This window comes from Arcticibacterium sp. SM2516 (assembly GCF_057914865.1).
Map to the genome: position 1 here is coordinate 5006404 of NZ_CP195290.1, position 25851 is coordinate 5032254.

Below are 25851 nucleotides of genomic sequence, written 5' to 3' on the forward strand. Positions count from 1 at the left end.
ACTTTATATTGTTATCAAAGTTAAATAGATGAAGTCAACAATCAAAATTTTAGGTTTTATTCTCTCTGTTTCTTTTTTATCAGGATGTAGGTCTGATAGCTCGGAATCGTCCGGTAATCAAGAATTTGAAGCGACTAAGCCAAGCGTTTTAGCTCCTGATTTTAATTCCAAAGGAGCTTATGAAAAAGTAGAAAAACAACTGTCGTTTGGCGTACGACTTCCAAATACCGATGGTCATAAAAAATGTGGCGACTGGATAGTGGAAACCATGGAAGGTTATGGGCTTTTGGTGGAGCAGCAGGAGTTTCAAGCTTATTCCTTTAAGGGTAAAAGCCTTTCTGCAAGAAATATTATAGCCTCTTATAATCCGGAAGCCACAAAAAGAATTCTCTTAGCGGCACATTGGGATACCAGAGAAGTGGCAGACCAAGATGAGGCAAGAAAAGAAGAGCCAATACTTGGAGCCAATGACGGAGCCAGCGGTGTGGCGGTTTTAATGCAAATAGCGGAAAGTATAGCTCAGGCCATAGAAAAGCCAAATGTTGGTATTGACTTTATATTTTTTGATGCGGAGGATGGCGGAAAGCCAGATTCATTTCCGGGTAATGCTTTAAATGATTATGGAGGGTATTTGATGGGTTCGGAGTATTGGGCTAAAAATCCTCATAAAGAAAACTACACTGCTTTCTATGGCGTCTTATTGGATATGGTGGGGGCTAAAGGGGCTACGTTCTATAAAGACAAGGTTTCTATGCAGGTGGCACCTTCTGTGGTGAATAAAGTTTGGAATATAGCCAGTGCCAAAGGTTTTAGTTCCTTTTTTCTTTCCCCTATTGGCGGAGACATTTTAGATGATCATATCCCCGTGATACAACATCGAAAAATACCTATGATTGATATCATTGACCAAAAAATAGGTGGCAATCAAACTTTCTTTGACCATTGGCATACCCACAGTGATAACTTAGAAGCGATTGACGTCAATACGCTAGAAGCAGTAGGTGAAACTGTTCTCCAAATGCTTTATGAAGAAAACGGCATTGTGCAGTAGGTTACGCATGATAGAAGGCATAAAAAAAGGGTTTCTCAAACGAGAAACCCTTTTTATTTAATTCCGTTCGGAAGATTATTTGATGTCAAAAGTTGTTTGACCGATTCTATAACCTTCAGAAAATAATTCTACCGTATATTTTCCAGACTCATAAGAAGCTCCTCTGTCATAAATGAAGTCAACAGTTTGACCGTCATTTGTGAACATTACCGTTTGTTTAGCGGTATAAACCGTTTCTTTACCAGCGAAACTGAAAGTTCCAGAACCTGTTGCCATATCAGAAATTACAGCACCTTTAGGATCCATTATTCTAATCAGTATGGTTTTGTTTTCTTTACGAGTAAGTGGGTTTTCAGCAAGTTTGAAAGCAATTTTTACTTTATCAACACGCTTAGACTTAAACTCTGCACCATCTCTTTCTCTACCTCTTGAGTTGATAGCAGAAACTGCATAATTCATTGGTCTTAAGGTAGAAGCTAGAGAAACCTTCTCGCTAAGCTCCGAATTTTTAACACTTACAGAGTAAACAGAATCCGTAAGAGCGGCTTTTGTGTTTTCAAGAGCAGTATTTGTTTGAATAAGCTCTGTTTTTTCGCTTATTAAAGTTTCGTTTTTATTAGTTAAGATCATGTTAGCCTCTCTAAGTTTGGCTATTTCATTATCTTTTTGACTAAGCACCATCTCATAATTAGAGATTTTAGTTTGATAGTCTTTAAGACTTACATTCTTAGAATAAATAAGATTCTTTTTATCTTTTTCTAATTGAGCTTTAAGAACCTGAAGCTCTTCTACTTGACCACCAAGTGCAGAGATTTCTGCAATTTTGCTATCCAGCTGAGTGCCTATCGAGTCAAGTTTAGAACTCGCTAACATAAGATCCCTATTAACCTGACTAACCTCTACGGTTTTGTTATCTACTTTTTGACGTTCCTGATAATAAAGATAACCAAGGATCGCAGCTAAAGCTATGGCAATAATTAAACCTGCTTTTAAGCCTGAATTGTTGTTTCTTTCTGAATGTTCCATTTTGAAATGTTTTAGTCAATTTTATATTTTAGGGAAAAAGGAATGCAAAGATACGTTTTTATTCGCTCTTATTAGGGCTAAGTGCCTTAGTTATTGATGAATGATACATATATTAAACATTGCAAATCGCTTTAATACGCCTCATGGAGGTGCAATTTCAATACATTAACTGTACTTTGTCAAAGTTATTATATAAGGCTGCAAAATTTTAAGAAAAATTTAAGAAAAACTAAAACTGACTATTTATGGCTCTTATTTCAAAGAAAAAAATTCCATATAAGATAAATGCCTCATTGAGGTCATATTTACAGAAATATGGAAGAGAGAGAGAAATTCCATTAAAGTACAGTGATTTGCTACGCATCGACAATAGGATACCGTTGATGGATAAAAACAATAATGATACACTGTGGGAAACGGTATTTTATTCGCAGTCAGATCTTAAGGAGATTTATGAAAACCTTAAAGTTATTTATGCCGATTTAAAAACCGATGGCGATGAAGCCGTCATTCAACATTTAGTGGTAGATAGGGTAGACACTTGTACCTATGCCAACACCTCACCTTTTAGAGTAAGAATAATTAATAAGGTTAATGATAATTACGACTATTTCTATATTAAAAATGCAGATTCTTCAAGAGTATATGGTTTAGAACTGGAGCACCTTTTATCTCCAAATGTACTGAGTTACATTACCAATAAAGATACTTTGGTGGAAGAGCACATTGCAGGCATACCAGGAGATATATTCATGGAGTATCATTTAAATGATCTTAATCTAAATCCTATTAGACTGGCAAAAGAGTTTATTAAATTCAATGAACGATGCTTCGCAAGGCTTTTGGGTGATATGCATTCCGCTAACTTTGTGGTTATTATCACCCCCGACTTTGAGGATTTTCATTACCGAATAAGGGCAATAGATTTTGACCAGCAATCTTATGAAGGAAACAAGTCGGTTTATATGCCTCAATATTTCAAAGAGAATAATGCCATTATTGAGTTAGGAATAAAATATATGACACCGGAGTCTGTTAAACAGTATCAGAAAGAGGAAAGAACGCTGATAGGTAACAGAATAAAATCTGAAAAAGAGAGGTTGAATAACCTCATGGAGGTGATGAGAGAAGATAATAATTACTTACCTCAAAATTTAGAAAGGCTAAAATCGGACTTGAATGAGCATCACAGAACGAAGGATTTCAATGCTTGTAAAAGCATGGCAGACGTTCTGGAACTTAACCTTACAAGGCTAAGTCTTTTTGACAAAGGAAAGTATAAGGAAGACCCAGCCTAATAACAGTAGCGTGCCGCCTATGGGAGCCACCGCTCCAAAAGTTTTAATACCCGTAAAGCAAATAAGGTATAAAGAACCCGAAAATATTACGGTTCCAGCAATGAAAGTATTACCGGCATATTTATTCCATTTGTTCGGGAAATCTTTCGCTAAAATACCTGTCATTAATAGAGCTATAGCATGGTAAAATTGGTATTTCACGGCAGTTTCATAGGTGTCTAAATTACCTGCATTAATCAACATTTCCTTTAAAGCATGAGCTCCAAAGGCACCAAGTGCCACCCCAAGAACACCGAAAGCACTACCAGAAATTAAAAAATACTTTTTCATAATCTATTTCCGAAAATTGAACTACCCACTCTAATCATTGTACTTCCATTATCTATGGCCTCTGGCCAATCTCCACTCATCCCCATAGACAATTCTTTCAAAGAGAGAGCTGGTGCTTTTTGATTTATCCTTTCAAATAGCTGCTGTAGGTTTTTAAACTCTTTCACCACTTCTTCTTTATCGCTTGTAAAAGTACTCATGCCCATCAGGCCAATGATCCGCACATTTTGATATTGGCTAAAATCCGCTTCAATGGCACTCATAATTTCTTCTTCGTCAAAACCTGTTTTAGTCTCTTCTTGAGCGATATGAATTTGCAAAAGACAGTTTATGATTCTATCGCTTTTCTGAGCTTGCTTATTGATTTCCTTGAGCAGTTTTATGGAGTCTACAGAATGTATGAGGCTAACAAACGGAGCGATGTATTTGACTTTATTAGTTTGCAAGTGGCCTATCATGTGCCACTGGATGTCTTTGGGTAGATTTTGGTATTTATCTACCAACTCATGAACGTAGTTTTCTCCAAAGTCTCTTATTCCCGCTTCGTAAGCTTCTAATATTTTTTCTTCTGACTGTCTTTTAGAAACGGCGATAAGTTTGCAATGCCCTATTTTGTCCTGAATTTCTTTAATGTTGGATTGGATAGTATTCATAATTACCCCAGAATGCTTTTTAGGTCGGCAGGAGAATAATTAACACTTTTAAGGGTCTTATGGTCTCCTTCACGAAACACTAAAAACTTATCTCCGTCTTTTTTGAAATAGCTATCTGTCCCCTTCTCCTTGTAATGAGCAATGGTAGCAAGAGCCTCTTCCTCTGTGGCACATGCCTTACTCATATTGGAACGTTGGACTTCGTCAAATAAGGCCTTGAATTTCTCGCCAAGACCGAACTCTAAAATGGCTCCAGATAGAACATATTGAATGTCACAAAGTGCATCTGCCACTTCCACAAGATCGTTATTAGCAATGGCTTCCTTTAATTCATTTAGCTCTTCTGAAATTAATTCAACCCTTAAATCACATCTTTTTTGAGATGGGATTTGCGGTTTTTCAACTATTGGATGTTGGAAAGTTTTATGAAATTCAGCGACCTGAGAAAGGGAATTGGGTGATTGCATTATTTAAAAGATTAATTAAGATGCCGTAAAATAAATTATCGAGTCTTGTAGTTTGCAAAGTTCTTATAAATCGAGTAATATTGCTAAGAAAACTTGAAGTCAATTAAATCTTAAACTTAAAATTATGAACAAAATAGTTAGGCTTATTAGCGTACTAGCCTTAGCTTCCACAGTAGCTTTCGTATCATGTAAAGGAGACACTGGAGACACTGGCCCTATTGGTCCTGCAGGTCCTACTGGAGCCGCTGGAACAAACGGAACAAATGGTACCAACGGAACCGCTGGAACAAATGGTACTAATGGTACAAATGGAACAAATGGTACAAATGGTAATGCAAATGTTAAGAGCTTTGTTAAAACCGTAGCCGTTGCTGATTGGGGAAATGTTGAACGTGCTGGTATAGGTACTAACACTACAAGTACTTGGGGTGGAGCTGCTGTTCCAAATGCTACTATCACTGCCGATAAATCTGTTTTGGCATATCTTGTAACAGGTGATGAGAAAATAAAATTACCAATCTCTTTTTCTAAGGAAATAGATGGTTCTGTTGAGTCTTTAGAATACTCTTACAAAACTGGTCAAGCAAACTTATATTATAAGAGCCAAACTGCTCTTTTTGGTGGTAGCACTTCTTACAAACCTCAATTTGCATTAACTGTTAAGTTTGTGGTTGTAGAAGAAACTGAAGCTATCGCTCTTAAAGCTGCTGGAGTTTCTTTAGAAGACTATAACGCTGTTATGAATTATCTTGGTAAGTCGGTACAACTACCTACTCAACTATAAAATATATCATCTCTTTTTTGATAGCCTTTTCAGTTTACTGGAAAGGCTATTTTTATATATAGTAATTTGAAAAAAGTAATATTTTTTTTAAGTATTTTATTCTCGGGAATTGCTAATGCTCAATTCTCGGAAGATACTAAAAGTAAAGAGATAACGATCGCGGGCTTAGATAAGCTATATAATTTAGAATTTAGAGAGGCGGAGGCTATTTTTAAACCAGTTTATCTAAAGTACGATAATCACCCGGTGGGTTATTTATTGAAGGCATTAATGCTTCAATATGAATATGGACCAATTGAGCGTAATCAAGTGAGGTTTTCGGAATATTTACGTCATTTGGAGTCTTGCGAGCGGTTGGCTAAAGAAATGTATGTTGATAAAAAGTACAGGGTAGACGCTACATTTTATCTTTTGGCATCGCAGGGTTATATAAGTCGAGCTTATCATGATAGAAAGGATTATCTTAAAGCAGGATTTGAGGCTAAAAAAGCATATGGATATCTAAAAGAGGGTTTAGGGTTGGCACAGAAAAATGCCGAGTTTTATTTTACGAATGGCCTTTACAAATATTATAGAGTTCAGTATCCAGAAACTCATCCGAGTATAAAACCTATTATATACTTTTTTGCTGAAGGTAATAAAACGCAAGGACTCTCTGATTTAAGAAAGGCCGTAAATGGTGCTGTTTTTACACAGACAGAAGCAGCATTCACTCTGGCAAGTATTTGTCTGAAATATGAAAATAGAGCATCAGAAGCAGAAAGTCTAACAAAGAAATTAAGCTTAAAGTATCCTCAAAACCCTGATTTTCTTCTAAAATATACAGAAGCGTTGCTTGCCAACGGAGAGACAAATGTGGCAGCGGAGAAAATTAAGACCTTAAAAACATTCAAAGGAGCCGATTATCAGATAGCGTCTTTGGTTTTTAGTGCAGAAATTGATTTATTGTCAGAGAAGAGAGCGTTAGCTTTGCCTAAGCTTTTAAAAGCAATGGAGATACGGGAAGACGGGAGAGAGACTTCAGATTTGAAAAGTATGGCCTTATTAGGCTTGGGTAATATTTATCTTGCAAATGGTCAAAACGATTTAGCTAAAGCGTATTTTAGAAAGTGTTTGGAAATAGCCGAGTATACTGAGGTTAGGAGAAAGGCTTATTTAGGGTTGAAAAAAGTATAATTATGGAAACGATATTAATTAAGAACGGTAAACTGGTCAATGAAGGTAGCATCGTAGAGGCCGACTTGTTGATTAAAGCAGGAAGAATTGAGAGAATAGCAGCGGAAATTTCTTCAGAAGGAGTGGATAGGATAATTGATGCCAAGGGCCAATATGTGCTTCCGGGTGTTATAGATGATCAGGTTCATTTTAGGGAGCCTGGTTTGACACAAAAGGCCAATATTTATACGGAGGCTAGAGCGGCTGTGGCAGGTGGAACGACCAGTTTTATGGAGATGCCTAATACTGTTCCCAATGCACTAACGCAAGAGCTCCTTCAAGAAAAGTATGACATTGCAGAAAAGGGTTCGTTGGCCAATTATTCATTTTATATGGGTGCCTCTAATGATAACTATGAGGAGGTCATGAAAACAGATATGAGTAATATCTGTGGTTTGAAAATCTTTATGGGAAGTTCTACAGGAAATATGCTTGTGGATAACGAGAACACGCTTTCTAAGGTGTTTTCCAATTTTCCATCGTTAATAGCTACGCATTGTGAAGATGAGGCTACCGTGAAGGCTAATTTTGAACGTTATAAGGAAATGTATCTTAATAAGGAAGTGCCTTATGACATACATGCCTTAATTAGAAATGAAGAAGGATGTTATAAGTCTTCTTCTATGGCGGTGGACTTGGCTAAAAAACATGGTACTAGGCTTCATATTTTACATATTTCATCTTCCGAGGAAATTGAGCTTTTCCGAAATGATATCCCATTAGCAGATAAAAAAATTACGGCGGAGGTTTGTGTTCATCACCTTTGGTTTGATGCTGAAGATTACAAAGAAATGGGTACTAAGATAAAGTGTAATCCAGCGATAAAACATGATCACCGAGACAAACTATTTCAAGCTCTTTTGGATGACAGGTTTGATGTTATTGCCACTGATCATGCACCACACCAATGGGAGGAAAAGCAGCAATGCTATTGGGCTGCACCGTCAGGTCTTCCATTAGTACAGCATAGTTTACAGGCGATGTTAGACTTTAGTGCTAAAGGTAAGATTAGCATTGAAAGAGTGGTCGAGAAAATGAGTCACGCTCCAGCCATTTGTTTTGAGATAAAGGAAAGGGGGTATTTACGCGAAGGGTATTGGGCTGATATTGCAATTGTAGATTTGGATCGGTCTTCAAAAGTTACCAAGGAGGGACTGTTTTATAAATGTGGATGGTCGCCTTTTGAAGGGCATACATTTAAATCTAGTGTAACGCATACCATCGTATCAGGTCATTTGGCCTATTCACAAGGAGCGTTTTTTGAAGAGAAGAAAGGAGAAAGGTTATTGTTTAATAGATAAAAAAAGGCCCTTCGTATGTTGGTAGTACACTACCACGTCGAAGGGCTTTCTTTACGCGAATTGGGGTCTTCTAAAAATTCTATTAAGAAGAGTTTTGTATGCGGTGCCATATTCATTATAGCACCATTCCTTCAAGAGATTAATTTCTGTAGGAACCAATTGCTTCATTCCTTTAATTAACTCTTTTTCAAATAACTTACGGTCAAAACTTACCTTCTCCAATATCATTTTTATGTATTCTAACATGGACATAAGGATTAAAGGTTTTAGGTTAACACTCCAATATCTTTTTATAAACTGTACGATAAATATATAATATTTAAGCTGAAATAGCAAATTGATCTTGAGCTTAAAGGTATTAGAAACTTATCCGCTTAATAACGTTTTCGATATTTAAAGTATTGTCGAAATAGGACACTATTCTTAATAATACTTCTTCCATGACCGCATCTGGGCATGAAGCACCACAGGTTAAAAGAATTTTGACTTTGTCTTTTTTAGGTATATAAGATTCAGATGAAACGATTTGCTTTGTATGGAGTTCGAAGTGACTTATACTTTCTTTTGATAAGAGACTTTTGGCAGATTGAATATAGTAAGTCTTGTGTTTGCTTTCGCAGAGTTCCACTAAGTGAGAAGTATTACTGCTGTTGTATCCACCCACTACAATAGCCAGGTCTGCCTGCTCTTCTATTAAGGCATAGGTGGCGTCTTGGTTGTCATTGGTGGCATAGCACAAGGTGTCTCGCGTGTTTGCAAAATGTTCGGCTTCCTTTGCTGGAGTTAGATTTAAATGACTAATCAGCGTCTGTTTTAGGTATTCCGATATTTCCTGTGTTTCGGAGGCAAGCATAGTAGTCTGGTTTACTACGCCAATCTTTTGTAAGTGTTTAGTAGGGTCAAAACCCTCGGAATATTGATGTTCGAAATCGTCATAAAAATTCTTAAAATCAGATTCACCTGTAATATATTTGGCCAGTTTCTGGGCTTCTTTAATATCTTTGATCACCAGTGTAGGTGTTTTAGCTACACTATGAGAAAATGTAGCTCTGGTCTCTTCGTGTTTTGGTTTACCATGAACAATAACGGTATATCCCCTTTCTCCAATCTGGCTAGCTCTGTTCCAAACTTTCTCTACAAATGGGCAAGTGGTGTCAAAAGCGTAAGGGTCTATTCCTAGGTTATTTAATTTCTCCTGAATCTCTAGCGTGGTTCCAAAAGCAGGTACTACTACAATATCTTCGGAGGTTAATTCTGACCAATCCACTAGCATTTCTCCATGGGTGTTCATAAGAAACTTTACACCTCTCGATAATAAATCTTGATTCACATCAGGATTATGTATCATTTCACTCAACAGAAATATTCTTTCGTCTGGGTGTTTTTCCAAGGTTTTGTAGGCGATCTCTACGGCGTTTTCAACGCCGTAACAAAAACCAAAATGACGAGCAATGAGAATTTCAACAGGACCAAAGTCTAGATGACTTGGAGAAAAGTCTTTTTTTAATTTATCCTTGGAGCGTCTAAGTTCTTTAATAGAACCAATGATATTGCTTTTGTAAATTTCGGGGATGTCAAACTTCTTCATAATTAGGTCTAGTTACGTTTGCGAGAAGAACTTAGGTTCATTTGAACTAGAATTACAAAAGTACTATTTCTGAAAAGGAGACTTTCATAAAATTCTCTTTAAATTTGAGCCTAAATACCTAATTAAAGAGCAATTGAATTTTATCAGACCATTGGTCTTTCTTCTGATTCTTACGCATTTTGTAAAAGGTCAAAGTGCATTTGTTTCTTTCGATGATGACTATTACCACAAGATTGAAAGGCTAGAGCTTAAGTCTGGGAAGTTAAGTAATGACTTTCACGATGACGTGAAACCTTATGAGCGGATAGCTATTTCAAATTTTTTGGATGGCTTGGAGATTCCTGATTCGATGATGTCGTCTGTGGATTCGTGGAATTTGAATTATTTAAAATCTGATAACTGGGCTTATGTTTCAGATTCTTTGTTAGGTATAGGAAAGCCTTTTTGGACACATTTTTTTCAAAGAAGGGCCAATTTCTATGCGATAAAGAATGAAGATTTTGACATTCATGTTGACCCTGTTTTTCAGTTTGGAGGAGGAAGTAACTTTAGGGATAGCCATAAAGAAGGACAATTTGTAAACACCAGAGGAATTAGTGTTTATGGTACTGTGAATAAGAAACTAGGCTTTTACACTTTTTTTACCGAGAATCAAGCTTCCACACCTTATTATATAAGAGATTATCAAAGGCAAACAGGAGGCTTTCCTTATTCTGGCTTTACAAAAATTATCAAAGAAGATTCTTCCAAACTAGGAAGAGACTATATGCAGGCGATTGGTTATTTTGTTTTTAAACCATCCAAAAGTATAAACCTAAGATTTGGGCATTCTACTAACTTTATCGGTTCTGGAATAAGATCTATGATTTTGAGTGATTTTAGTGCTCCTTATTTAAACCTAATGGTCAATGTGAAAATGGGGAGGTTAGAATACCATAATATTTTGGCAAGAATGAATAATACCCAAGAAGATGTGGGTGTTGCCAATACGGAACCTATTCCTGCTAAATATATGGCTTTTCATCATTTGAATGTGAACCTTTCTAAAAAACTGAACATTGGCCTTTTTGAAACGGTCATGTTTGGAGACAGGGCTTTTGATCTCAATTATTTAAACCCCATCATTTTTTATCGTTTTGTAGAAGGATTAATAGGGAGCAGAGACAATGCCATAGTGGGTGCGGATTTTAAACTGCTTTTAGGGAAATCGTTCTCTCTTTATGGACAATTTGTTTTAGATGAGTTTAACTCTGCAGAGAGCAAAAAAGAAGGATGGTATGGAGAAAAAAATGCCGGTCAGTTAGGTCTGAAGTACATCGATTTCTTAGGGATAAAGCAACTGGATTTACAAGCAGAGTATAATTTTGCAAGACCTTATACCTATAGCCATTTCAGTACTTTTACCAATACCGTAAATTATAATGTCCCTTTGGCTCATCCTTTGGGAGCGAATTTTAAGGAATTTCTTTTTGTGGCCAGGTATCAACCGACCCCAAAGCTATCTTTGAAGGGAACATGGATGACAGCCCTGAAGGGAATAGATATAGATACCGAAAATTGGGGTGGCGATATTCTTAAAAGTTATAGAGATAATAGACCAAGTGATTTTGGAAATTTCATTGGTCAAGGTACCAAACAGAATTTATACCTATGGCGTATGGAAGCCGCTTACATGTTAGGACATAATTTGTTCTTAGATGCCTCTTTTCAAAATCGTAAGGAATTTTACAAAGAATTGAAAGATGTGAAAACTTCTCTTTTCAATTTCGGCGTAAGATGGAATATTGGAAACCAGCAGCTACTCTTCTAAAACGGGTTTTTTACAATATCTAAAGTGTTCAATTTGGGGTTAAGGGTTTGCTGATTGATAGAGACCTTAAAAAAAGCAGTTCCTTTGCTTTTGAAAACCTTCACATAGACTCCTCGTTGTTTTATAGCCCTATATACTGCGGTATAATTGAAACCGTCCAACTCCCATTCATTAAGCAATAGTGTTTCCTTCAAAGCTTCATATGCTAGTGTAAGATTAGAATAGTAGCCAAAGGTAGATGGACTGCCTTTTATGGAAATGAGCTCATGCCTAAAATTGACTTCAACAAGGATTATTTTTGAGGTTTTCACTGTAGAATGGAAGATTATAGGATGAAAAATTGAATTTAGCACAATAAATTGAAAAATAGTTTTATTATTTATCAATCGTGAAACAAATGATATGACTTTGGCGTTTTAAGGTCATTGTGTTTAACACATTAATAGACTTTTATGCGATTTTAGGAGCAGCTTTACTAAAAGGGCTGTTTTTTTGTGCTTGAGAAAAGCGTTTTGGAGAATTCTAAAATCTGACTCCGAATAAATTGATTCCCTTTATTTGTATTTAATTTAGACCATTTATAAATCTGTGTATTTGCGAACAGGGAAGAGGTCTTTTCTGTTAGGAATACGTAACCAATAAGAATATTATGATAAGTGAAAAAATGGAGCAAATGCTCAATGAACAATATAACAAAGAGGTCTACTCAGCAAATATGTATCTATCCATGTGTTCTTATTTTTTGGATAGAGATTTGGATGGTTTTGCCAATTACTTCAGAATTCAGTCCAAAGAAGAGTTGCAGCACGCCGAAAAGCAATTTAACTATGTGCATGAGGTTGACGGGAAAATTACGATAGGACTTATTGAAGCCCCAGAGAATAAGTTTGAATCCATTGTAGATTGTTTTGAGCAAACATTGGCTCATGAGAAATTGGTTACCAAAAGTATTTATGGCCTAGTAAGACAGGCTTTAGATGAAGGAGATTTTGCTACGCATACTTTTTTGCAATGGTTCATTACAGAGCAGGTAGAAGAGGAAGCTAGTGTAAAGGCATTATTAAAAAAGTTAGAGATGATAGGTGATAACTCTTCAGCATTATATTTATTAAATGATGAGCTTTTAAAAAGAGTGCTGGAGCCAGCAGTTTAAGACCCACTAAGATTCTAAAATCAAGCTACCTAATGGGTGGCTTTTTTTTGTTCTTGTTTTTTTAATCTTATTTAGACTTAATATAAATAAAATCATTACTTTTGTCGCAACATTATTTAAAGAAAATGGAAAGTAACGAATTATACATTTTTGAAGAGTCACAGGAGAAAGATAAAAATCCATTTTTGACATCTCCTTTTGACAATGAATGTTGCGTTTTAAAGAAATGTTGTAAAGCGTATAAAAAGAAGGGTCGCCATTGTAAAAAGTGCCCTAAGCTTTAATGAAGGCCTATTTAAGTGTTCTTCATCCAGAAAGTAATTGCTTTTTGGTACTTTTTCGTTATTTGATTTAACTATAACTTTCTCCTGAAAAATTATTTAAAATAATTCTAAATAGGGTTGATACTATAAGTCCCTAGAGGTATTTTTGTGCCTAGTTTTTAATTATTCTAAATATAATTAAGCTATAGCGACTCATGTATTTCCTGTGAATGTCGCTAGGAAAACTTACGACTAGTACGTAAAACAGATATTTAATGTACAAGATTTTATTTCTTTTGGGGCTTATAGGACTTTTAGGTTGCAGTGAAACACAGGAGCCTAACAGCGAGGTTAAATTTGATAGAACTCAGTTCTTAGAAAGCTATGCCGATAATTTAATTATTTCAGGTTTTGAGGTAGCTAGCTCCTCAGCTAAGACTTTAGGGGTGGCTATTGAGCATCTAAATAATGGAACGGGGAGTTTAGAGGAATCTAAAATAGCTTGGAAGAATGCTTATCAATCCTACCTCAATGTTTCTCAGTATAACTTTGGGCCTGCGGAAGAAAAAGTTTTGACCAAATCTCTGGTGGAAGAACTAGCGACCTTTCCGGTAAATGTTTCTTCATTAAAATCTAAGATTAATTCAGGAGATTTTAAGATGACGGATTCTCAAAGAGCTACACGCGGTTTTATGGCGATGGAATATATTCTTTTTGAGAATGCCGATGTGGCCTCTTTCCCGTATTTAAAGGCTATTGCAGATGCTACAAGTGCTAGATTAGAAGTTGTTTTGACCGAATGGAAATCTAATTATAGAGCTGAGTTTATTGCTAATAATGGTACTTCAGCCGGAAGCTCTACTTCTCAGATGTATAACGAATTTTTGAAAAGCTTTGAGGGTCTTAAAAATTTCAAATTAGGTTTACCATTGGGTCTTAGACCTGGTCAGACAACTGCGGTTCCTCAAAACGTGGAGGCTTATTATTCAGAAAATTCCTTAGCATTTGCAAAGCAGCATTTTAATGCTCTAAAGACCTTTTGGATGGGCTACAGTCAAAAGGGTTTTAGAGATTATTTACTTTCCGTAGAAGGAGGCGAAACGTTGGTTAATAGCACCGAACTACAAATAAATGAAGTGGAAGTGGTCTTTGGGGATGTAATTGAGTCTGATTTCCTAGAACAGAATTTAGACGGGAATGAGAGGCTAATAGCACTGCATACTGAGCTTCAAAAGCTAACAAGATTTTTTAAAAGTGAAATGTCATCCTTGCTGGGAATCGCAATAACGTTCAGCAGTGGTGATGGAGATTGATTTTAACACCCAATAAAAATAAAAATGAAAAGACTTATTCTTTCCTGTGTCATATTATTTACAGCGTTTTCTTGTGATGATCAAAACGAAGAACCTACACCAGGTGTAGCTTTAGAAAATGAGGTTTTATTGCAATATGCCAGTTTGGTATATGCCAATTACGATGACGCTTTACAAACGGCTTTAGCACTTCAAACAGCTGTAGAAGCATTCGTAGCTTCTCCTTCGGAAGCTTCTTTAAAGACAGCAAAGGATGCATGGCTTGCTGCAAGAAATCCTTACGGTCAAACCGAGGCGTTTAGGTTTTATGGAGGCCCTATTGACAGTGAAGATGGACCAGAGGGTCTATTGAACGGATGGCCATTAGACGAGAGTTATATCGATTACGTGGTAGGAAACGCAGAAAGCGGAATTATAAACGATCGCGTGAGCTTTCCAACTTTGAATAAGCAAACCTTAATGGATGCTAATGAAAACGGTAGTGAGACTAATTTAAGTACTGGATATCACGCCATAGAATTTTTGCTTTGGGGACAAGACTTTAATGACAATGGCCCTGGAAGTAGACCTTTCACCGATTATACTATAGCAGAAAATGCAGACAGAAGAGCCACCTACTTAAAAGTGGTTACAGGGCTTTTGATAGAGAACTTAACAGAAATAAGAGATGCTTGGGCACCAGGAGCGGCGTACACGATATCTTTTGTGGCAGGAGGAAAAACTTCTATTACCAATATTTTAAGAGGAATAGGTGCTTTAAGTAAAGGTGAGTTGGCTGGAGAGCGTATGACAGTGGCTTTAGAAAATGGCGACCAGGAAGATGAGCACTCTTGTTTTAGCGATAATACAAAGGCAGATATCGCTATGAATTTTAAAGGAATTGAGAATGTTTACAAATGTTCTTATACCAGTTCAAAAGGTACAGTTACTAGCGGAACGTCACTTTCTGATTTATTAGGAGCTGCAGATGCTGCTAAAAACACAAGCGTATTAAACTTACTGGTAGAATCTGGTGCTAACATTGATGGCATTCCGTCTCCATTTGACGCTGCTTTAAGAGCAGGTGATCCAAATGGAAAAATAGAAAGCTCTATCATTTCTTTAAGAAAGTTGAGCGATGCTATTGTGGATGCTGCATTAGCGATAGGAATTCAGGTGAACGCCAATTTGGATTAAGAGATAAATATAACCTTTCAAGGGTAAGCAGAGGCTTTTAAGGCTCTGCTTATGTTGTTTTTTTAAGATGAAGAACTTTTCGCATAGTCTACTGTTAGTTTTGGCCGCTACAATTTTGTTAAATTGTGAGAATAAAGATGCTCTTTCCCCCGAAGGACAATATGAGGAAAATGAAGAATATGCTGGAGGTAACTTAACCACTTTTGACTTGAGTGAAAACGCTTTTGGTCACTCTGCTCCAAATTTGAGTTATGAAGAAGAAAACGCTTTTGTTGTCGGTAATTCTTTTTTTAGGTCAAACTGGACAACGGCTCCGGCATCAGCATCTGCCAGGGATGGTTTAGGTCCTGTTTTTAATGCAAGTTCATGTGGCGGATGCCATCCTAAAGATGGTAGGTCTGCTCCACCTCTTACTTTTGGTGAACCTTTAAGTGGTCTTCTTTTTAGACTCAGTGGGGTCAATGGTTTACCAGAGCCGACCTATGGCGAGCAGCTGCAAGATAAAGCCATTCTAGGAAAAAAACCTGAAGCAAAAGTAGGTGTTAAGTATACCGAAATTTCAGGAAAATATGCAGACGGGCGTAGTTACAGTCTGAGAAAACCAAGTTATGAATTTTCGGAGTGGGGATATGGAGCTATAGAAAGTGGTTTTCTTTTTTCTCCTAGAGTTGGTAATCAGCTTGGCGGAGTAGGTCTTTTAGAGGCTATAAGCAAAGCAGATATCTTAGCTAAGGTGGATGAAAACGACGCAGACAATGACGGAATTAGTGGACGAGCCAATTACGTTTTTGAAGAAGTAACGCAAAGTACTGTTTTGGGTAGATTTGGATGGAAGTCTAATCAGCCTAGTTTGTTGCAGCAGACTGCCGGAGCTTTTAATGGCGATATTGGTATCACCAGCTCGGTTTTCAGGAAAGATCATACCACGGAGCTTCAGCAGGAATTAAAAGATGTGGCTAACGGCGGAGAGCCAGAAATATCTGATAAAAACCTTAATGAGGTTGTATTTTACTTACAGACACTCAGTGTGCCTGCCAGAAGAAATGTAAAAGATGCTGATGTTTTAAAGGGGAAGCTTATTTTTAATCAAATAGCCTGTGCTTCTTGTCATACGCCAAAGTTCAAAACAGGCATTGAACATAAGATTGCCGCTTTAAGAGAGCAGACTATAAGGCCATATACAGATTTATTGTTGCACGACATGGGAGACGAACTGGCGGATAACAGACCAGATAATCTGGCAACAGGAAAAGAATGGAGAACTCCCGCACTATGGGGCTTGGGAATGATTCAGACCGTAAATAATCATACCTTTTTATTACATGACGGCAGGGCAAGAAATATAGAAGAGGCGATACTTTGGCATGGTGGTGAAGCTAAAGGTTCCAAAGAAAAATTTGTTAATTTGCCAGTACAAGATCGTAAAAGCCTTTTAACATTTTTGGAAAGCTTATAAATCATGTTCGGCCGATGGACTAAATTTCTTTTTAAGAAAGTGCCAATTTACCCCTTGGTAACCTTTAGAGTTGTGTTTGGTTTATTGATGGTTGTTTCTACCGCTAGGTTTATGTATCTCGGTTGGATTACGGACCATTTCATCAACACCCATTTTCAGTTTAAATATTTCGGATTTGAATGGGTCAATTTATTGGAGCCTGTTTGGATGTATGTCCTGCATATAATCATTCTTTTGGCCGCTCTTGGTCTTATGCTGGGGTTTTTATACCGACTTTCGGCTGTTCTTCTTTTTGTTTCTTTCACTTATACAGACCTCATAGACCTTACCTATTATCTCAATCACTACTATTTTGTAAGTCTGGTTTGTCTGCTTTTAGTGTTTATTCCGGCTCATAAATATTGGAGTATAGATGCTAAGATTTGGCCCCTATTATTCTCCAAAACCACGAAGGCTTGGCATGTGAATATCATCAAATTTCAGATTTTTGTGGTGTACTTTTTTGCAGGAATTGCCAAAATAAATTGTGACTGGCTTTATAATGCCTTACCGATGAAAATCTGGCTTCCAGCACATGATACTGTGCCTGTTTTAGGAAGCATTTTTAGCCATAGCTTTTCACCTTATGTTTTTAGCTGGATGGGCATGTTTTACGATACCTTCATTGTGTTTTTTTTGCTGTTCAAACCTACGCGGTTTTACGCTTATATTTTGGTCATAATCTTTCATGTAATGGTAGGCGTTTTGTTTCAGATTGGGATTTTCCCGGTGGCCATGATAGGGGTTACGCTTATTTTCTTTTCTAACGAATGGCATCAAAATAGAATTTGGGCGTTGAAGAATTCGAGGTTAGGTGTTTTCTTCAGAAGGATTTTTGAAAGAATTACGCCGTCAAAACCTTTAGGTTTTGGATGGTATAAAGGCGTAAGGGAGGATGTTGTAGCTGGTTTAATTACTTGTTATCTCGTTTTTCAACTATTTTTTCCTTTGAGGTATTTACTTTATTCAGGAAATATGTTTTGGACCGAGGAAGGGTATCGATTTAGTTGGCGAGTAATGCTTATGGAAAAGGCAGGAACAGCCACATTTTATGTGAAAGATGGTGAGACTGGAAGGGTGGGCATTGTAGACAATAGTGAGTTTCTGAATACACATCAAGAAAAACAAATGGCTTTTCAGCCAGATATGATACTACAATATGCCCATTTTTTAGGCGAACATTATGAAAGGCTTGGCGTACAAAGTCCAGAGGTTAGGGCGGAAGCATGGGTGACTTTAAATGCAAGTCCTAGTCAGCTGATGATAGAACCAAACGTAGATTTAATGACCATTCAAGACTCTTGGCAACAAAAGCATTGGATTATTCCTTTAAATCCAAATTAAATTAATGGCTTAAATTTATTTAGACTGGGTCTAAAGAGCTATCTTTGTGCCTCAGAAATTTTTATGAGGTACTTTATCACTTTTTTCTTCCTAATTCCCGTCTTGACCATAGGTCAAAATGGAGACCTTAAAGGAATTGTTCTAGAGACGAGTTCGCGGTCTGCATTGCAAGATGTGATAGTCAGTATAACGTCTAGGTCAGAAGTTGCTTTTACAGCCAAGGATGGTTCTTTTGTTTTTGAAAACTTACCTTTTGGAGACTACGATTTATACTTCAAGCTACTTGGTAAATCTCCTTTAAGCTTACATATTAACCATTCTACTAGTACTCCTTATTTAAGAGTGGAATTGGAGAACAATTCTCTAGATTTAGAGGCTGTAACCGTTAATGCAAAATCTGACAATTCGTTTGGTCGTACGCATTTAAAAGCAATTCAAGGAACGTCTATTTACGAAAGCAAGAAAAGTGAAGTAGTGATTTTGAAAGATATTTCTGCGAACTTATCTACCAATAATGCTCGTCAGGTATATGCTAAAATTACAGGTCTTAATATCTGGGAAAGTGATGGAGCAGGTTTACAATTAGGCATAGGAGGAAGAGGTTTGAGTCCAAACAGAACCGCCAATTTCAATACCCGTCAAAATGGTTATGATATATCAGCAGATGCTTTAGGTTACCCAGAGAGTTATTATACACCACCTACAGAAGCTTTAAGGAAAATTGAAATTATCAGAGGTGCCTCGTCTCTGCAATATGGCACACAGTTTGGCGGAATGCTCAACTTTGTATTTAATAAAGGTCCGAAGGATAAAAAGATAGCATTGACGAGTCGCCAAACTTTAGGCAGTTGGAACTTTCTAGGTTCGTTTAATAGCATAGGTGGGACCGTAGGTAAATTGAATTATTATGCCTTTTATCAACATAAGCAGGGAGATGGCTGGAGGCCAAATGCTGGTTTTAAGCAAAATAATATTTATGTGGATCTGACTTATAATTTTACAGACAACTTCAGTTTAGAATTTAATCATACCTATAGTAGCTATACCGCACAGCAGCCAGGTGGATTAACAGACGCCCTTTTTGACCAAGACCCACGCCAGTCTTTAAGAGAAAGAAACTGGTTTGATGTTGATTGGAATTTGACCGCACTTACTTTGGATTGGAAACTTTCAGAGAAAACTAGAATAAATTCCAGAACATTTGTTTTGGATGCAGGCCGTGCCGCATTGGGGAATTTGGAGCGGATAAACGTGGCCGACTTAGGAGGAGATAGAACCCTGATAAAAGGCAAGTTTGACAATATAGGCAACGAAACGAGATTATTAAACCGCTATGATTTGGGCAAAGAATACGGTGCTTTTGTCATAGGCACAAGATATTACAGAGGTGTCACCACTTCCATTCAAGGAGACGGGTCGGATGGCTCAGATGCTAATTTGAGTTTCAATCATCCCGAATATCCTGAAAACTCAAGCTTTAGTTTTCCAAACACTAACTTTTCTGCTTTTGTAGAAAATATCTTTAACCTTTCGTCAAAGTTCAGCATTACTCCGGGAGTAAGATTCGAGTATATCAATACGCAATCTGAAGGTTATTACAGGCAGCGAGTATTTGATTTTGCTGGCAACATCGTTGCTGATACCAAGATTGAAGACAATCTATCAAGAAACCGTTCCTTTGTGATTTTAGGTTTGGGAGCTTCTTATCGCAAAAATGACGATTTGGAAGTCTACGCTAATCTGTCGCAGAATTACCGAGCCATCAACTTCACAGATTTAAGGATTGTGAATCCAAATTTTGCGGTAGATCCAGACTTGAAAGATGAAAAAGGATACACGGCAGATTTAGGTTTAAGAGGTAAGGCTAGCAATTATCTCACCTATGATTTAAGTCTATTTTATATAGCTTATAAAGGCCGAATAGGTCAGATATTAAAAGCAGATCAGCCGCCATTGTATTTGGATTACAGACTTAGAACGAACGTGGCCGACGCCAGAAATATAGGTTTAGAGTCATTCTTAGAATTAGATATTTTAAAGGCCTTAAGACCTAAAAGTATAAAATCGCTATCTGTTTATGTCAACGGGGCTATTGTAGACGCCAAGTATATCCATAATGAGGAAACCAGCATTAAAGGTAAGAAAGTGGAAATGGTGCCACCCGTCATGCTGAGAACTGGCATTACCTATAGAGATAAATCATTCAGTTCGTCTGTTCAGTTTTCTTATGTTGGAGAGCATTTTACAGATGCTACTAACGCCATAAGGACAGCTACAGCAGTAGAAGGAATTATTCCTTCTTACCAAGTGGTAGATCTTTCGGCTGCATATACCTGGAAGTGTCTAAAACTAGAAGCGTCTGTCAACAACTTATTGAACCAGATGTACTTCACCAGAAGAGCCGAAGCTTATCCTGGTCCGGGCATTATTCCATCCGACGGAAGAGGTTTTTATACCACACTAGGGATAACGCTTTAGTTACTTAATCTGTTTCCCTTCTTCGGTATTCACAAAAAGAATATTACAAAGGTCTCCATATCCTTCAAAAACAGCTGTCCCAAATCGTTTCAAAGCTTCACTCAGGAAACCTAGAATTAACATATCAGCATCAGGTGAGTTTTTATTGATGATACTATTGAGGGAGACATCTTCGTCGCGGTCGATAAAAACAATATTTTTAGCCGAGATAGGTAATTGACCTAGGGAAATCATATTGTTTATTTTTTCCTTTTCTTGCTGAATAGATGCCTTTGGGAAAACATAGAAAACTTTTATTATTCCGTTTTTCCAGTCTGGGTGTGCAGAAATAACATAGGCCATCAAAATCATGAGGTTAGCGTTTTCATAGTCGGAGCTGGTTATCCAAACATGGATCTCATTCATGAGTCCAAACTGCCTTTCCGAAGTTGACAAGATACCAATGTCAAAATTTGACGCTTGAATGAGCTTGAAATTGTCAACAATCGTCTGAATTTCCGATGGGTTGTTTCTGGCATGGTCAAACAATAGCATATTATTTTCAGTACCAGAAATACTAGGCAATTGCACCACCTGAGATATGGATCCCTCTAGGGTTTGATTGATAAGTGTATCTATATAAACTTCACTATTGGTGGCCTGAGCCATTTTTATTATCCTGTTTTTCATCAATCTGGCATCTTGATTGGCTTGTTTTGACAGATAACCGTCAATGTGATGGATATATGTTCCGAAGCCGTATTTATGAGAAATCCACCTGATAAGGTTAAAGGCATCGAGCCTTTGAAAGGTATGGGGACTTAAAAAGACGGCAGATGGTCGCCAGCTCTTATTATCCTCCTTATCCGATTTCTGTAAGAAAACATGAATTTTTCTACTTACCTGATACATCACTCCTTGAAAAATTACAGCAATGTTTTTCTTATCTGTCGTAAAATAATTTAATGTGAAATAAAGAGCTAGCATAAAGAAGATAGAGATAAAAGCATAGCCCGAATTCATAAAGAACATTAATCCAAAACATGCTACAGCTCCAAATAAACTGATATACCATTTTGACTTAAACCTTGGTCGGTACGATGGGTCGCCCGCAAAATGCTGCATAAAGGAGATCAAACACAAGGAACCATAGGTTACCATAAAAAACATTGAAATAACTTCAGCTACGGCATCCAGTTTACCTAGAAGAATAAAAAAGAGGGCAATTGTTCCTGTAATAATGGAGGCATTATAGGGATCGTCTCCTTTCCCTTTTCCTTGAGCCAACCAAGAATTTATGGCAGGGCCCGGAAATACCTTGTCTTTTGCCATGGCTTGAAGTGTTCTAGGAGCCACTAAAATGGAGCCAATAGCAGAAGAAATGGTTGCGGCCGCCAATCCCAATGGGATTAACCACCAGCCTTGAATGGCAATGTCGGACATTACCAAACGAGAAGTGTCCGCTAAAAGAGGAAGAGGGGCAGAATTATAAAGCTTTAAGGCTATCAAAACATAGATAATCATGCCGAAAAACGTTGCGGCCATGGTGCCAAGTGGAATAGATTTTCCAGGGTCTTTTAAGTCTCCCGACAAACCAACTCCAGAAATAATACCCGTAAATGCAGGAAAGATAATGGCAAAAACGGTAAACAATGAAACTTCTGGAATAGGTGGAGGAGGGGTGGCTAATGGGTCTAATTCAATAGGTTTTCCCATGAAAAATGCTATCAATGCTACCGTCAAAATAGCAACAACCCAATATAAAGTTTGTATCCCCAGTTTCGCACCTTTAGTGAGAACAATAGCTGTAAGTGCAAAAAGAGCAGGAATCGCTAAAGTTTGACTTTGATGCAGTAGCCAATCTGCCCACGGAAGGAAAATATAATGTTTGAAAAGCCAGTCGAAAAAAGGTGAAAAAGCTTCGGTAAATGCTAAAATATAAAACGCCACGCTGATGGCTTGAGATAAATATAATGCCACACCTATGGTAGAGCCTATTACAAGACCGAAAGATCTAGAAAGAATATAATATGCACCGCCACCTTCAACTTTTATGTTTGTGGCAATTTCCGAAAGAGCCATGGCCGTAGGGATAGTCACGGCATGCCCAATTAAGACAATAATAAGGGTGCCTCCTAGGCCTACAGTACCCACGGAGTAGCCAAACCTTAAGAAAAGAATGGCTCCAAGAATAGTGGAAATAGCAGTAAAGAAGACAGGGGCAGTCCCGAATTTATTTTGATTTTCTGTCATAATAGGATTAGGGTGATGCTGTCAGTTTCGTTTGGGTTAGAAAAGTTTAGAGTGGCGTTTTAAATTAAACCTTCCGCTTTAGCTCAAAATGTTTTCCAAGATACACTCTTCTTACCATTTCGTCGGCAGCTAGTTCTTCCGCAGAGCCATGTTTTAATATTTTTCCTTCAAAAAGAAGGTAAGCCCGATCTGTGATAGATAGCGTTTCGTTCACATTATGGTCGGTTATTAAAATTCCGATGTTCCTATGTTTCAATTTGGCCACAATGGTCTGGATTTCTTCCACGGCTATCGGATCAACTCCTGCAAATGGCTCATCCAATAAAATGAATTTAGGGTCTACGGCTAATGCTCTAGCTATTTCGGTTCTTCTTCTTTCTCCACCAGAGAGCACTATACCCTTGCTTTTTTTAACATGTTCTAAGGAGAACTCTTCTAGTAGTTGCTCGGTTCTTTCCTTTTTCTCTACTTTGTTCAGACTAGGCATGGCCAGTTCCAAAACACCATAAATATTCTCCCAAACCGTAAGGTCTCTAAATATAGAGGGTTCCTGAGCCAAATAGCCCAAGCCAAGTTTGGCTCTTTTATACATCGGTAAATGAGTAATGTCTAGGTCGTCAAGCCAAATTTTACCAGAGTTGGGTTTCACTAGACCCACAGCCATATAAAAGGAAGTGGTTTTTCCGGCTCCATTTGGACCCAGAAGACCCACAATTTCCCCTTGTTCTACTTGGTAGCTTACTTGATTGTTTACCAGTCTTTGACCGTATTTTTTAATAAGATTTTCTGTACGAAGTATCATTTATTAGTATCAGGTTCTAGTAATATAGGTATTTCATGGTTTAGGCTAAGTATTTTTTCATAAAAACCAAAATAGCACACTTTTGCTAGATTGAAATTATATTCGGGCTTTTAAATACCTCTCATCATTTGCCACAAATATAACGGCGAGCAAGCGGTTTTTGAATATAGCTTTAGAACTTTATGTCTTTCAGGAATAGCTGTAGGGTACTCACTCCTTTGAAGTTATTTTCTTCCAGCGTATAAACGATGTGAAAGCCATCGGTATTCATTAATTTATCATAAAATGCTTCTCGCATTCCAAAACCCAAGGCAGTCATCGTGGTACCAGTTTCTTTTTCTACCAGTTCCAGTTTCAAATGTTTCTCTTTCAGTATCCTTGGTGGAGCGGCTAAAACAAGCTCATTGGTTTGAAAAACGGGATGCATATTTTTGGGGCCGAAGGGACCCATTTGTTTCATAATCCTATAGAACTTCTGGTTGAGGTCTTCTAATTTGACTTTGAGATCAATGTTTATCTGAGGAACGAGCTGTTCATCGCTTATGTTTTTGGATACCTCTTGGTTAAAAGCCTGTCTAAATTCGTCAATGTTACTAATCGGAATGGTCATTCCTGCAGCATGCATGTGGCCACCAAACTGTTCTAAAAGGTGAGAACAAGCCTCTATGGCGTTATATAAATTAAAACCAACCACAGATCTGGCTGAGCCCGCGGCCATATTGCCTTTGGTTTTAGTGAAAATAACGGTAGGTCTGTAATAATGCTCTATGCATCTCGAGGCCACTATCCCAATAACCCCCTTATGCCAATCTTCCTGAAATAACACCGTGCTTTTGGCTTCATTCAGAAGCCAATCATCTTCTCTTATTTTTGCCAAAGCCTCTTCCGTGATTTTAGCATCATGCGTTCTTCTTTCTAGATTATGGTCTTGAATGGTGTAAGCAAATTCCACGGCTTCTTCATAGTTAGAAGATAATAATAGTTGTACCGCGGCTTTAGCGTGTTTTATTCTTCCAGCGGCATTAATTCTTGGGCCTATGGTAAACACCACATTTTCAATGTTCATTTCTCCATTAACACCCGCCACTTCTTTAAGGGCTTTGAGCCCTGTTCTTGGGGCATCATTTATTTTCTTAAGCCCGTAAAATGCTAAAATCCTATTTTCTCCTACTATGGGTACTATATCGGAAGCTATGCTGACCATAGCAAAGTCTAAGTAAGCATAAAGTCTTTCAAGGTCAATCTTATTGTTGATGCAATAGGCGGTAAGTAATTTAAACCCAACACCGTTTCCTGTCAACTCTTTGAAGGGGTAGGGGCAGTCAGTTCTTTTCGGATCTAATACGGCTATGGCCTTCGGCAATTCGTTTCCGGTCTCATGATGGTCACAGATTACAAAGTCGATGTTTTTTTCTGCTGCGTAATCTACTTTGTCATTAGATTTAATACCACAATCTAAGGCTATTATTAAGGAGGCACCTATGGATTCTGCCCAATCTATGGCTGTGAAAGAAATACCATATCCTTCTTTGTATCGGTCTGGGTTGTAGTATTCCAAATTGTCATAAAATTCGCTTAGAAAGCCGTATACCAAAGCTACGGCAGTGGTGCCATCCACATCGTAATCTCCATAGATAACTATCTTTTCTTTCTGGTCGATGGCCTTCTGAAGTCTGCCCACTGCCAGGTCCATGTCTTTCATTAAGAAAGGGTCGTGTAGATTGTCTAAAGAGGGCCTAAAAAAGTATTTGGCCTCTTCAAAGTTTTTAATACCCCTTTGCCAAAGCATTGTGGCAAGGGGTCTTTCAATTCCTAAGTCTTTGATGAGATTTGCTATGATCTCTTCTTCTTTTCCGTCGGGCATGAGGTGCCACCTTTTTTCAGTCATTGTGTAAAATTAGCCAAAGTTTGGCATAGAATTTGGATGTTTATATTTTGTGAAATCGAAATCCTGTTTCTATTACGTTAGAGGATTTATGAATTACTAGTTGGTCATGAAACTTAAAGTAATTTGTTAAGTTTGTCGAAAACAGTAAAATGGACGTCGTGGAGGCGTTCATTTTTTTTTGCAT

22 protein-coding genes are annotated in these 25851 nt (G+C 37.5%); 12 read left to right on the top strand and 10 right to left on the bottom strand.

All coding sequences use genetic code 11. The annotated features are described in order from the left end of the window. The first annotated feature begins 28 nt into the window (after positions 1-28). Entirely contained in the window at positions 29-1051 is a 1023-nt protein-coding gene (locus ACSBFT_RS20545; protein WP_489602252.1) for a M28 family peptidase, read from the top strand. Between the two features lie 75 nt (positions 1052-1126). Here the strand turns inward: ACSBFT_RS20545 and ACSBFT_RS20550 are convergent, their stop codons facing one another. After that, complete coding sequence (locus ACSBFT_RS20550; protein ID WP_463048419.1) at positions 1127-2077, bottom strand: hypothetical protein; 951 nt, start codon at positions 2075-2077, stop codon at positions 1127-1129. Positions 2078-2322: 245 nt separating this feature from the next. On the opposite strand from ACSBFT_RS20550, the gene ACSBFT_RS20555 reads away from it, so the two are divergent. Then, positions 2323-3375, top strand: coding sequence for a hypothetical protein (locus tag ACSBFT_RS20555; protein ID WP_463048418.1), 1053 nt, complete (start codon positions 2323-2325; stop codon positions 3373-3375). Here the strand turns inward: ACSBFT_RS20555 and ACSBFT_RS20560 are convergent. The 3 genes from ACSBFT_RS20560 to ACSBFT_RS20570 are packed head-to-tail and all read right to left on the bottom strand — an operon-like array spanning position 3331 to position 4825. Next, entirely contained in the window at positions 3331-3705 is a 375-nt protein-coding gene (locus tag ACSBFT_RS20560) for a DUF423 domain-containing protein (RefSeq protein ID WP_463048417.1), read from the bottom strand. The genes ACSBFT_RS20555 and ACSBFT_RS20560 overlap by 45 nt on opposite strands. After that, a complete protein-coding gene (locus ACSBFT_RS20565; protein ID WP_489602253.1) occupies positions 3702-4358 on the bottom strand; it encodes a YggS family pyridoxal phosphate-dependent enzyme in 657 nt (218 codons plus the stop codon). The genes ACSBFT_RS20560 and ACSBFT_RS20565 overlap by 4 nt, the downstream gene beginning before the upstream one ends. A 2-nt stretch (positions 4359-4360) precedes the next feature. Beyond that, positions 4361-4825 (bottom strand): pyrophosphohydrolase domain-containing protein, encoded by a 465-nt coding sequence (locus ACSBFT_RS20570; protein ID WP_489602254.1) that lies wholly within the window; start codon positions 4823-4825, stop codon positions 4361-4363. Positions 4826-4949: 124 nt separating this feature from the next. On the opposite strand from ACSBFT_RS20570, the gene ACSBFT_RS20575 reads away from it, so the two are divergent. The 3 genes from ACSBFT_RS20575 to ACSBFT_RS20585 all read left to right on the top strand — a co-directional run bounded on the left by ACSBFT_RS20575 (position 4950) and on the right by ACSBFT_RS20585 (position 8125). Next, positions 4950-5609 carry a hypothetical protein gene (locus ACSBFT_RS20575; RefSeq protein WP_463048414.1) on the top strand — a complete coding sequence of 220 codons (660 nt, stop codon included), beginning with the start codon at positions 4950-4952 and terminating at the stop codon, positions 5607-5609. Between the two features lie 66 nt (positions 5610-5675). Further along, positions 5676-6785: a tetratricopeptide repeat protein gene (locus tag ACSBFT_RS20580; protein WP_489602255.1), complete on the top strand. Its 1110-nt coding sequence runs from the start codon at positions 5676-5678 to the stop codon at positions 6783-6785. A gap of 2 nt (positions 6786-6787) precedes the next feature. Next, positions 6788-8125, top strand: a complete 1338-nt coding sequence (locus ACSBFT_RS20585; RefSeq protein ID WP_489602256.1) for a dihydroorotase — start codon at positions 6788-6790, stop codon at positions 8123-8125. A 51-nt stretch (positions 8126-8176) separates the two neighbouring features. On the opposite strand, the gene ACSBFT_RS20590 is transcribed toward ACSBFT_RS20585, so the two are convergent. Both ACSBFT_RS20590 and ACSBFT_RS20595 read right to left on the bottom strand, forming a co-directional pair. Further along, positions 8177-8371 (bottom strand): hypothetical protein, encoded by a 195-nt coding sequence (locus ACSBFT_RS20590; protein ID WP_463048411.1) that lies wholly within the window; start codon positions 8369-8371, stop codon positions 8177-8179. Between the two features lie 112 nt (positions 8372-8483). Continuing rightward, complete coding sequence (locus ACSBFT_RS20595) at positions 8484-9713, bottom strand: 4-hydroxy-3-methylbut-2-enyl diphosphate reductase (RefSeq protein ID WP_463048410.1); 1230 nt, start codon at positions 9711-9713, stop codon at positions 8484-8486. A gap of 133 nt (positions 9714-9846) precedes the next feature. Between ACSBFT_RS20595 and ACSBFT_RS20600 the strand changes: the two genes are divergently transcribed. Beyond that, positions 9847-11523 carry a hypothetical protein gene (locus tag ACSBFT_RS20600; RefSeq protein WP_463048409.1) on the top strand — a complete coding sequence of 559 codons (1677 nt, stop codon included), beginning with the start codon at positions 9847-9849 and terminating at the stop codon, positions 11521-11523. Here ACSBFT_RS20600 and ACSBFT_RS20605 read toward each other — a convergent pair. Beyond that, the gene (locus tag ACSBFT_RS20605) at positions 11520-11834 is read right to left on the bottom strand and encodes a hypothetical protein (RefSeq protein WP_489602257.1); all 315 of its coding nucleotides are present in this window, start codon (positions 11832-11834) and stop codon (positions 11520-11522) included. The genes ACSBFT_RS20600 and ACSBFT_RS20605 overlap by 4 nt on opposite strands. Positions 11835-12172: 338 nt before the next feature. Here ACSBFT_RS20605 and ACSBFT_RS20610 point away from each other — a divergent pair, with 338 nt between their 5' ends. The 6 genes from ACSBFT_RS20610 to ACSBFT_RS20635 all read left to right on the top strand — a co-directional run bounded on the left by ACSBFT_RS20610 (position 12173) and on the right by ACSBFT_RS20635 (position 20745). After that, on the top strand, positions 12173-12676 hold the full coding sequence (locus tag ACSBFT_RS20610; RefSeq protein WP_463048407.1) for a ferritin: 504 nt from the start codon (positions 12173-12175) through the stop codon (positions 12674-12676). Between the two features lie 538 nt (positions 12677-13214). Beyond that, a complete protein-coding gene (locus tag ACSBFT_RS20615) occupies positions 13215-14252 on the top strand; it encodes an imelysin family protein (protein WP_489602258.1) in 1038 nt (345 codons plus the stop codon). A gap of 24 nt (positions 14253-14276) precedes the next feature. Then, a complete protein-coding gene (locus ACSBFT_RS20620; protein WP_489602259.1) occupies positions 14277-15428 on the top strand; it encodes an imelysin family protein in 1152 nt (383 codons plus the stop codon). 67 nt (positions 15429-15495) lie between these two features. Further along, positions 15496-16884 carry a di-heme oxidoreductase family protein gene (locus tag ACSBFT_RS20625; protein WP_489602260.1) on the top strand — a complete coding sequence of 463 codons (1389 nt, stop codon included), beginning with the start codon at positions 15496-15498 and terminating at the stop codon, positions 16882-16884. 39 nt (positions 16885-16923) lie between these two features. Next, positions 16924-18267, top strand: a complete 1344-nt coding sequence (locus tag ACSBFT_RS20630; RefSeq protein WP_489602261.1) for an HTTM domain-containing protein — start codon at positions 16924-16926, stop codon at positions 18265-18267. 63 nt (positions 18268-18330) lie between these two features. Further along, positions 18331-20745, top strand: coding sequence for a TonB-dependent receptor domain-containing protein (locus ACSBFT_RS20635; protein ID WP_489602262.1), 2415 nt, complete (start codon positions 18331-18333; stop codon positions 20743-20745). Here the strand turns inward: ACSBFT_RS20635 and ACSBFT_RS20640 are convergent, their stop codons facing one another. The 3 genes from ACSBFT_RS20640 to recJ form a co-directional block, all read right to left on the bottom strand. Then, positions 20746-22977: an APC family permease gene (locus tag ACSBFT_RS20640; protein WP_463048401.1), complete on the bottom strand. Its 2232-nt coding sequence runs from the start codon at positions 22975-22977 to the stop codon at positions 20746-20748. Positions 22978-23041: 64 nt separating this feature from the next. After that, the gene (lptB, locus tag ACSBFT_RS20645; RefSeq protein WP_489602263.1) at positions 23042-23779 is read right to left on the bottom strand and encodes an LPS export ABC transporter ATP-binding protein; all 738 of its coding nucleotides are present in this window, start codon (positions 23777-23779) and stop codon (positions 23042-23044) included. Positions 23780-23951: 172 nt separating this feature from the next. Beyond that, entirely contained in the window at positions 23952-25667 is a 1716-nt protein-coding gene (gene recJ / locus ACSBFT_RS20650; protein ID WP_489602264.1) for a single-stranded-DNA-specific exonuclease RecJ, read from the bottom strand. Positions 25668-25851 lie beyond the last annotated feature (184 nt).

Excerpts from the sequence above, each read along its gene's own strand:
- ACSBFT_RS20545 (WP_489602252.1), top strand. The coding sequence starts at position 29 with ATGAAGTCAACAATCAAAATTTTAGGTTTTATTCTCTCTGTTTCTTTT.
- ACSBFT_RS20550 (WP_463048419.1), bottom strand. The coding sequence starts at position 2,077 with ATGGAACATTCAGAAAGAAACAACAATTCAGGCTTAAAAGCAGGTTTA.
- ACSBFT_RS20555 (WP_463048418.1), top strand. The coding sequence starts at position 2,323 with ATGGCTCTTATTTCAAAGAAAAAAATTCCATATAAGATAAATGCCTCA.
- ACSBFT_RS20560 (WP_463048417.1), bottom strand. The coding sequence starts at position 3,705 with ATGAAAAAGTATTTTTTAATTTCTGGTAGTGCTTTCGGTGTTCTTGGG.
- ACSBFT_RS20565 (WP_489602253.1), bottom strand. The coding sequence starts at position 4,358 with ATGAATACTATCCAATCCAACATTAAAGAAATTCAGGACAAAATAGGG.
- ACSBFT_RS20570 (WP_489602254.1), bottom strand. The coding sequence starts at position 4,825 with ATGCAATCACCCAATTCCCTTTCTCAGGTCGCTGAATTTCATAAAACT.
- ACSBFT_RS20575 (WP_463048414.1), top strand. The coding sequence starts at position 4,950 with ATGAACAAAATAGTTAGGCTTATTAGCGTACTAGCCTTAGCTTCCACA.
- ACSBFT_RS20585 (WP_489602256.1), top strand. The coding sequence starts at position 6,788 with ATGGAAACGATATTAATTAAGAACGGTAAACTGGTCAATGAAGGTAGC.
- ACSBFT_RS20590 (WP_463048411.1), bottom strand. The coding sequence starts at position 8,371 with ATGTTAGAATACATAAAAATGATATTGGAGAAGGTAAGTTTTGACCGT.
- ACSBFT_RS20595 (WP_463048410.1), bottom strand. The coding sequence starts at position 9,713 with ATGAAGAAGTTTGACATCCCCGAAATTTACAAAAGCAATATCATTGGT.
- ACSBFT_RS20610 (WP_463048407.1), top strand. The coding sequence starts at position 12,173 with ATGATAAGTGAAAAAATGGAGCAAATGCTCAATGAACAATATAACAAA.
- ACSBFT_RS20615 (WP_489602258.1), top strand. The coding sequence starts at position 13,215 with ATGTACAAGATTTTATTTCTTTTGGGGCTTATAGGACTTTTAGGTTGC.
- ACSBFT_RS20620 (WP_489602259.1), top strand. The coding sequence starts at position 14,277 with ATGAAAAGACTTATTCTTTCCTGTGTCATATTATTTACAGCGTTTTCT.
- ACSBFT_RS20625 (WP_489602260.1), top strand. The coding sequence starts at position 15,496 with ATGAAGAACTTTTCGCATAGTCTACTGTTAGTTTTGGCCGCTACAATT.
- ACSBFT_RS20635 (WP_489602262.1), top strand. The coding sequence starts at position 18,331 with ATGAGGTACTTTATCACTTTTTTCTTCCTAATTCCCGTCTTGACCATA.
- ACSBFT_RS20640 (WP_463048401.1), bottom strand. The coding sequence starts at position 22,977 with ATGACAGAAAATCAAAATAAATTCGGGACTGCCCCTGTCTTCTTTACT.
- lptB (WP_489602263.1), bottom strand. The coding sequence starts at position 23,779 with ATGATACTTCGTACAGAAAATCTTATTAAAAAATACGGTCAAAGACTG.
- recJ (WP_489602264.1), bottom strand. The coding sequence starts at position 25,667 with ATGACTGAAAAAAGGTGGCACCTCATGCCCGACGGAAAAGAAGAAGAG.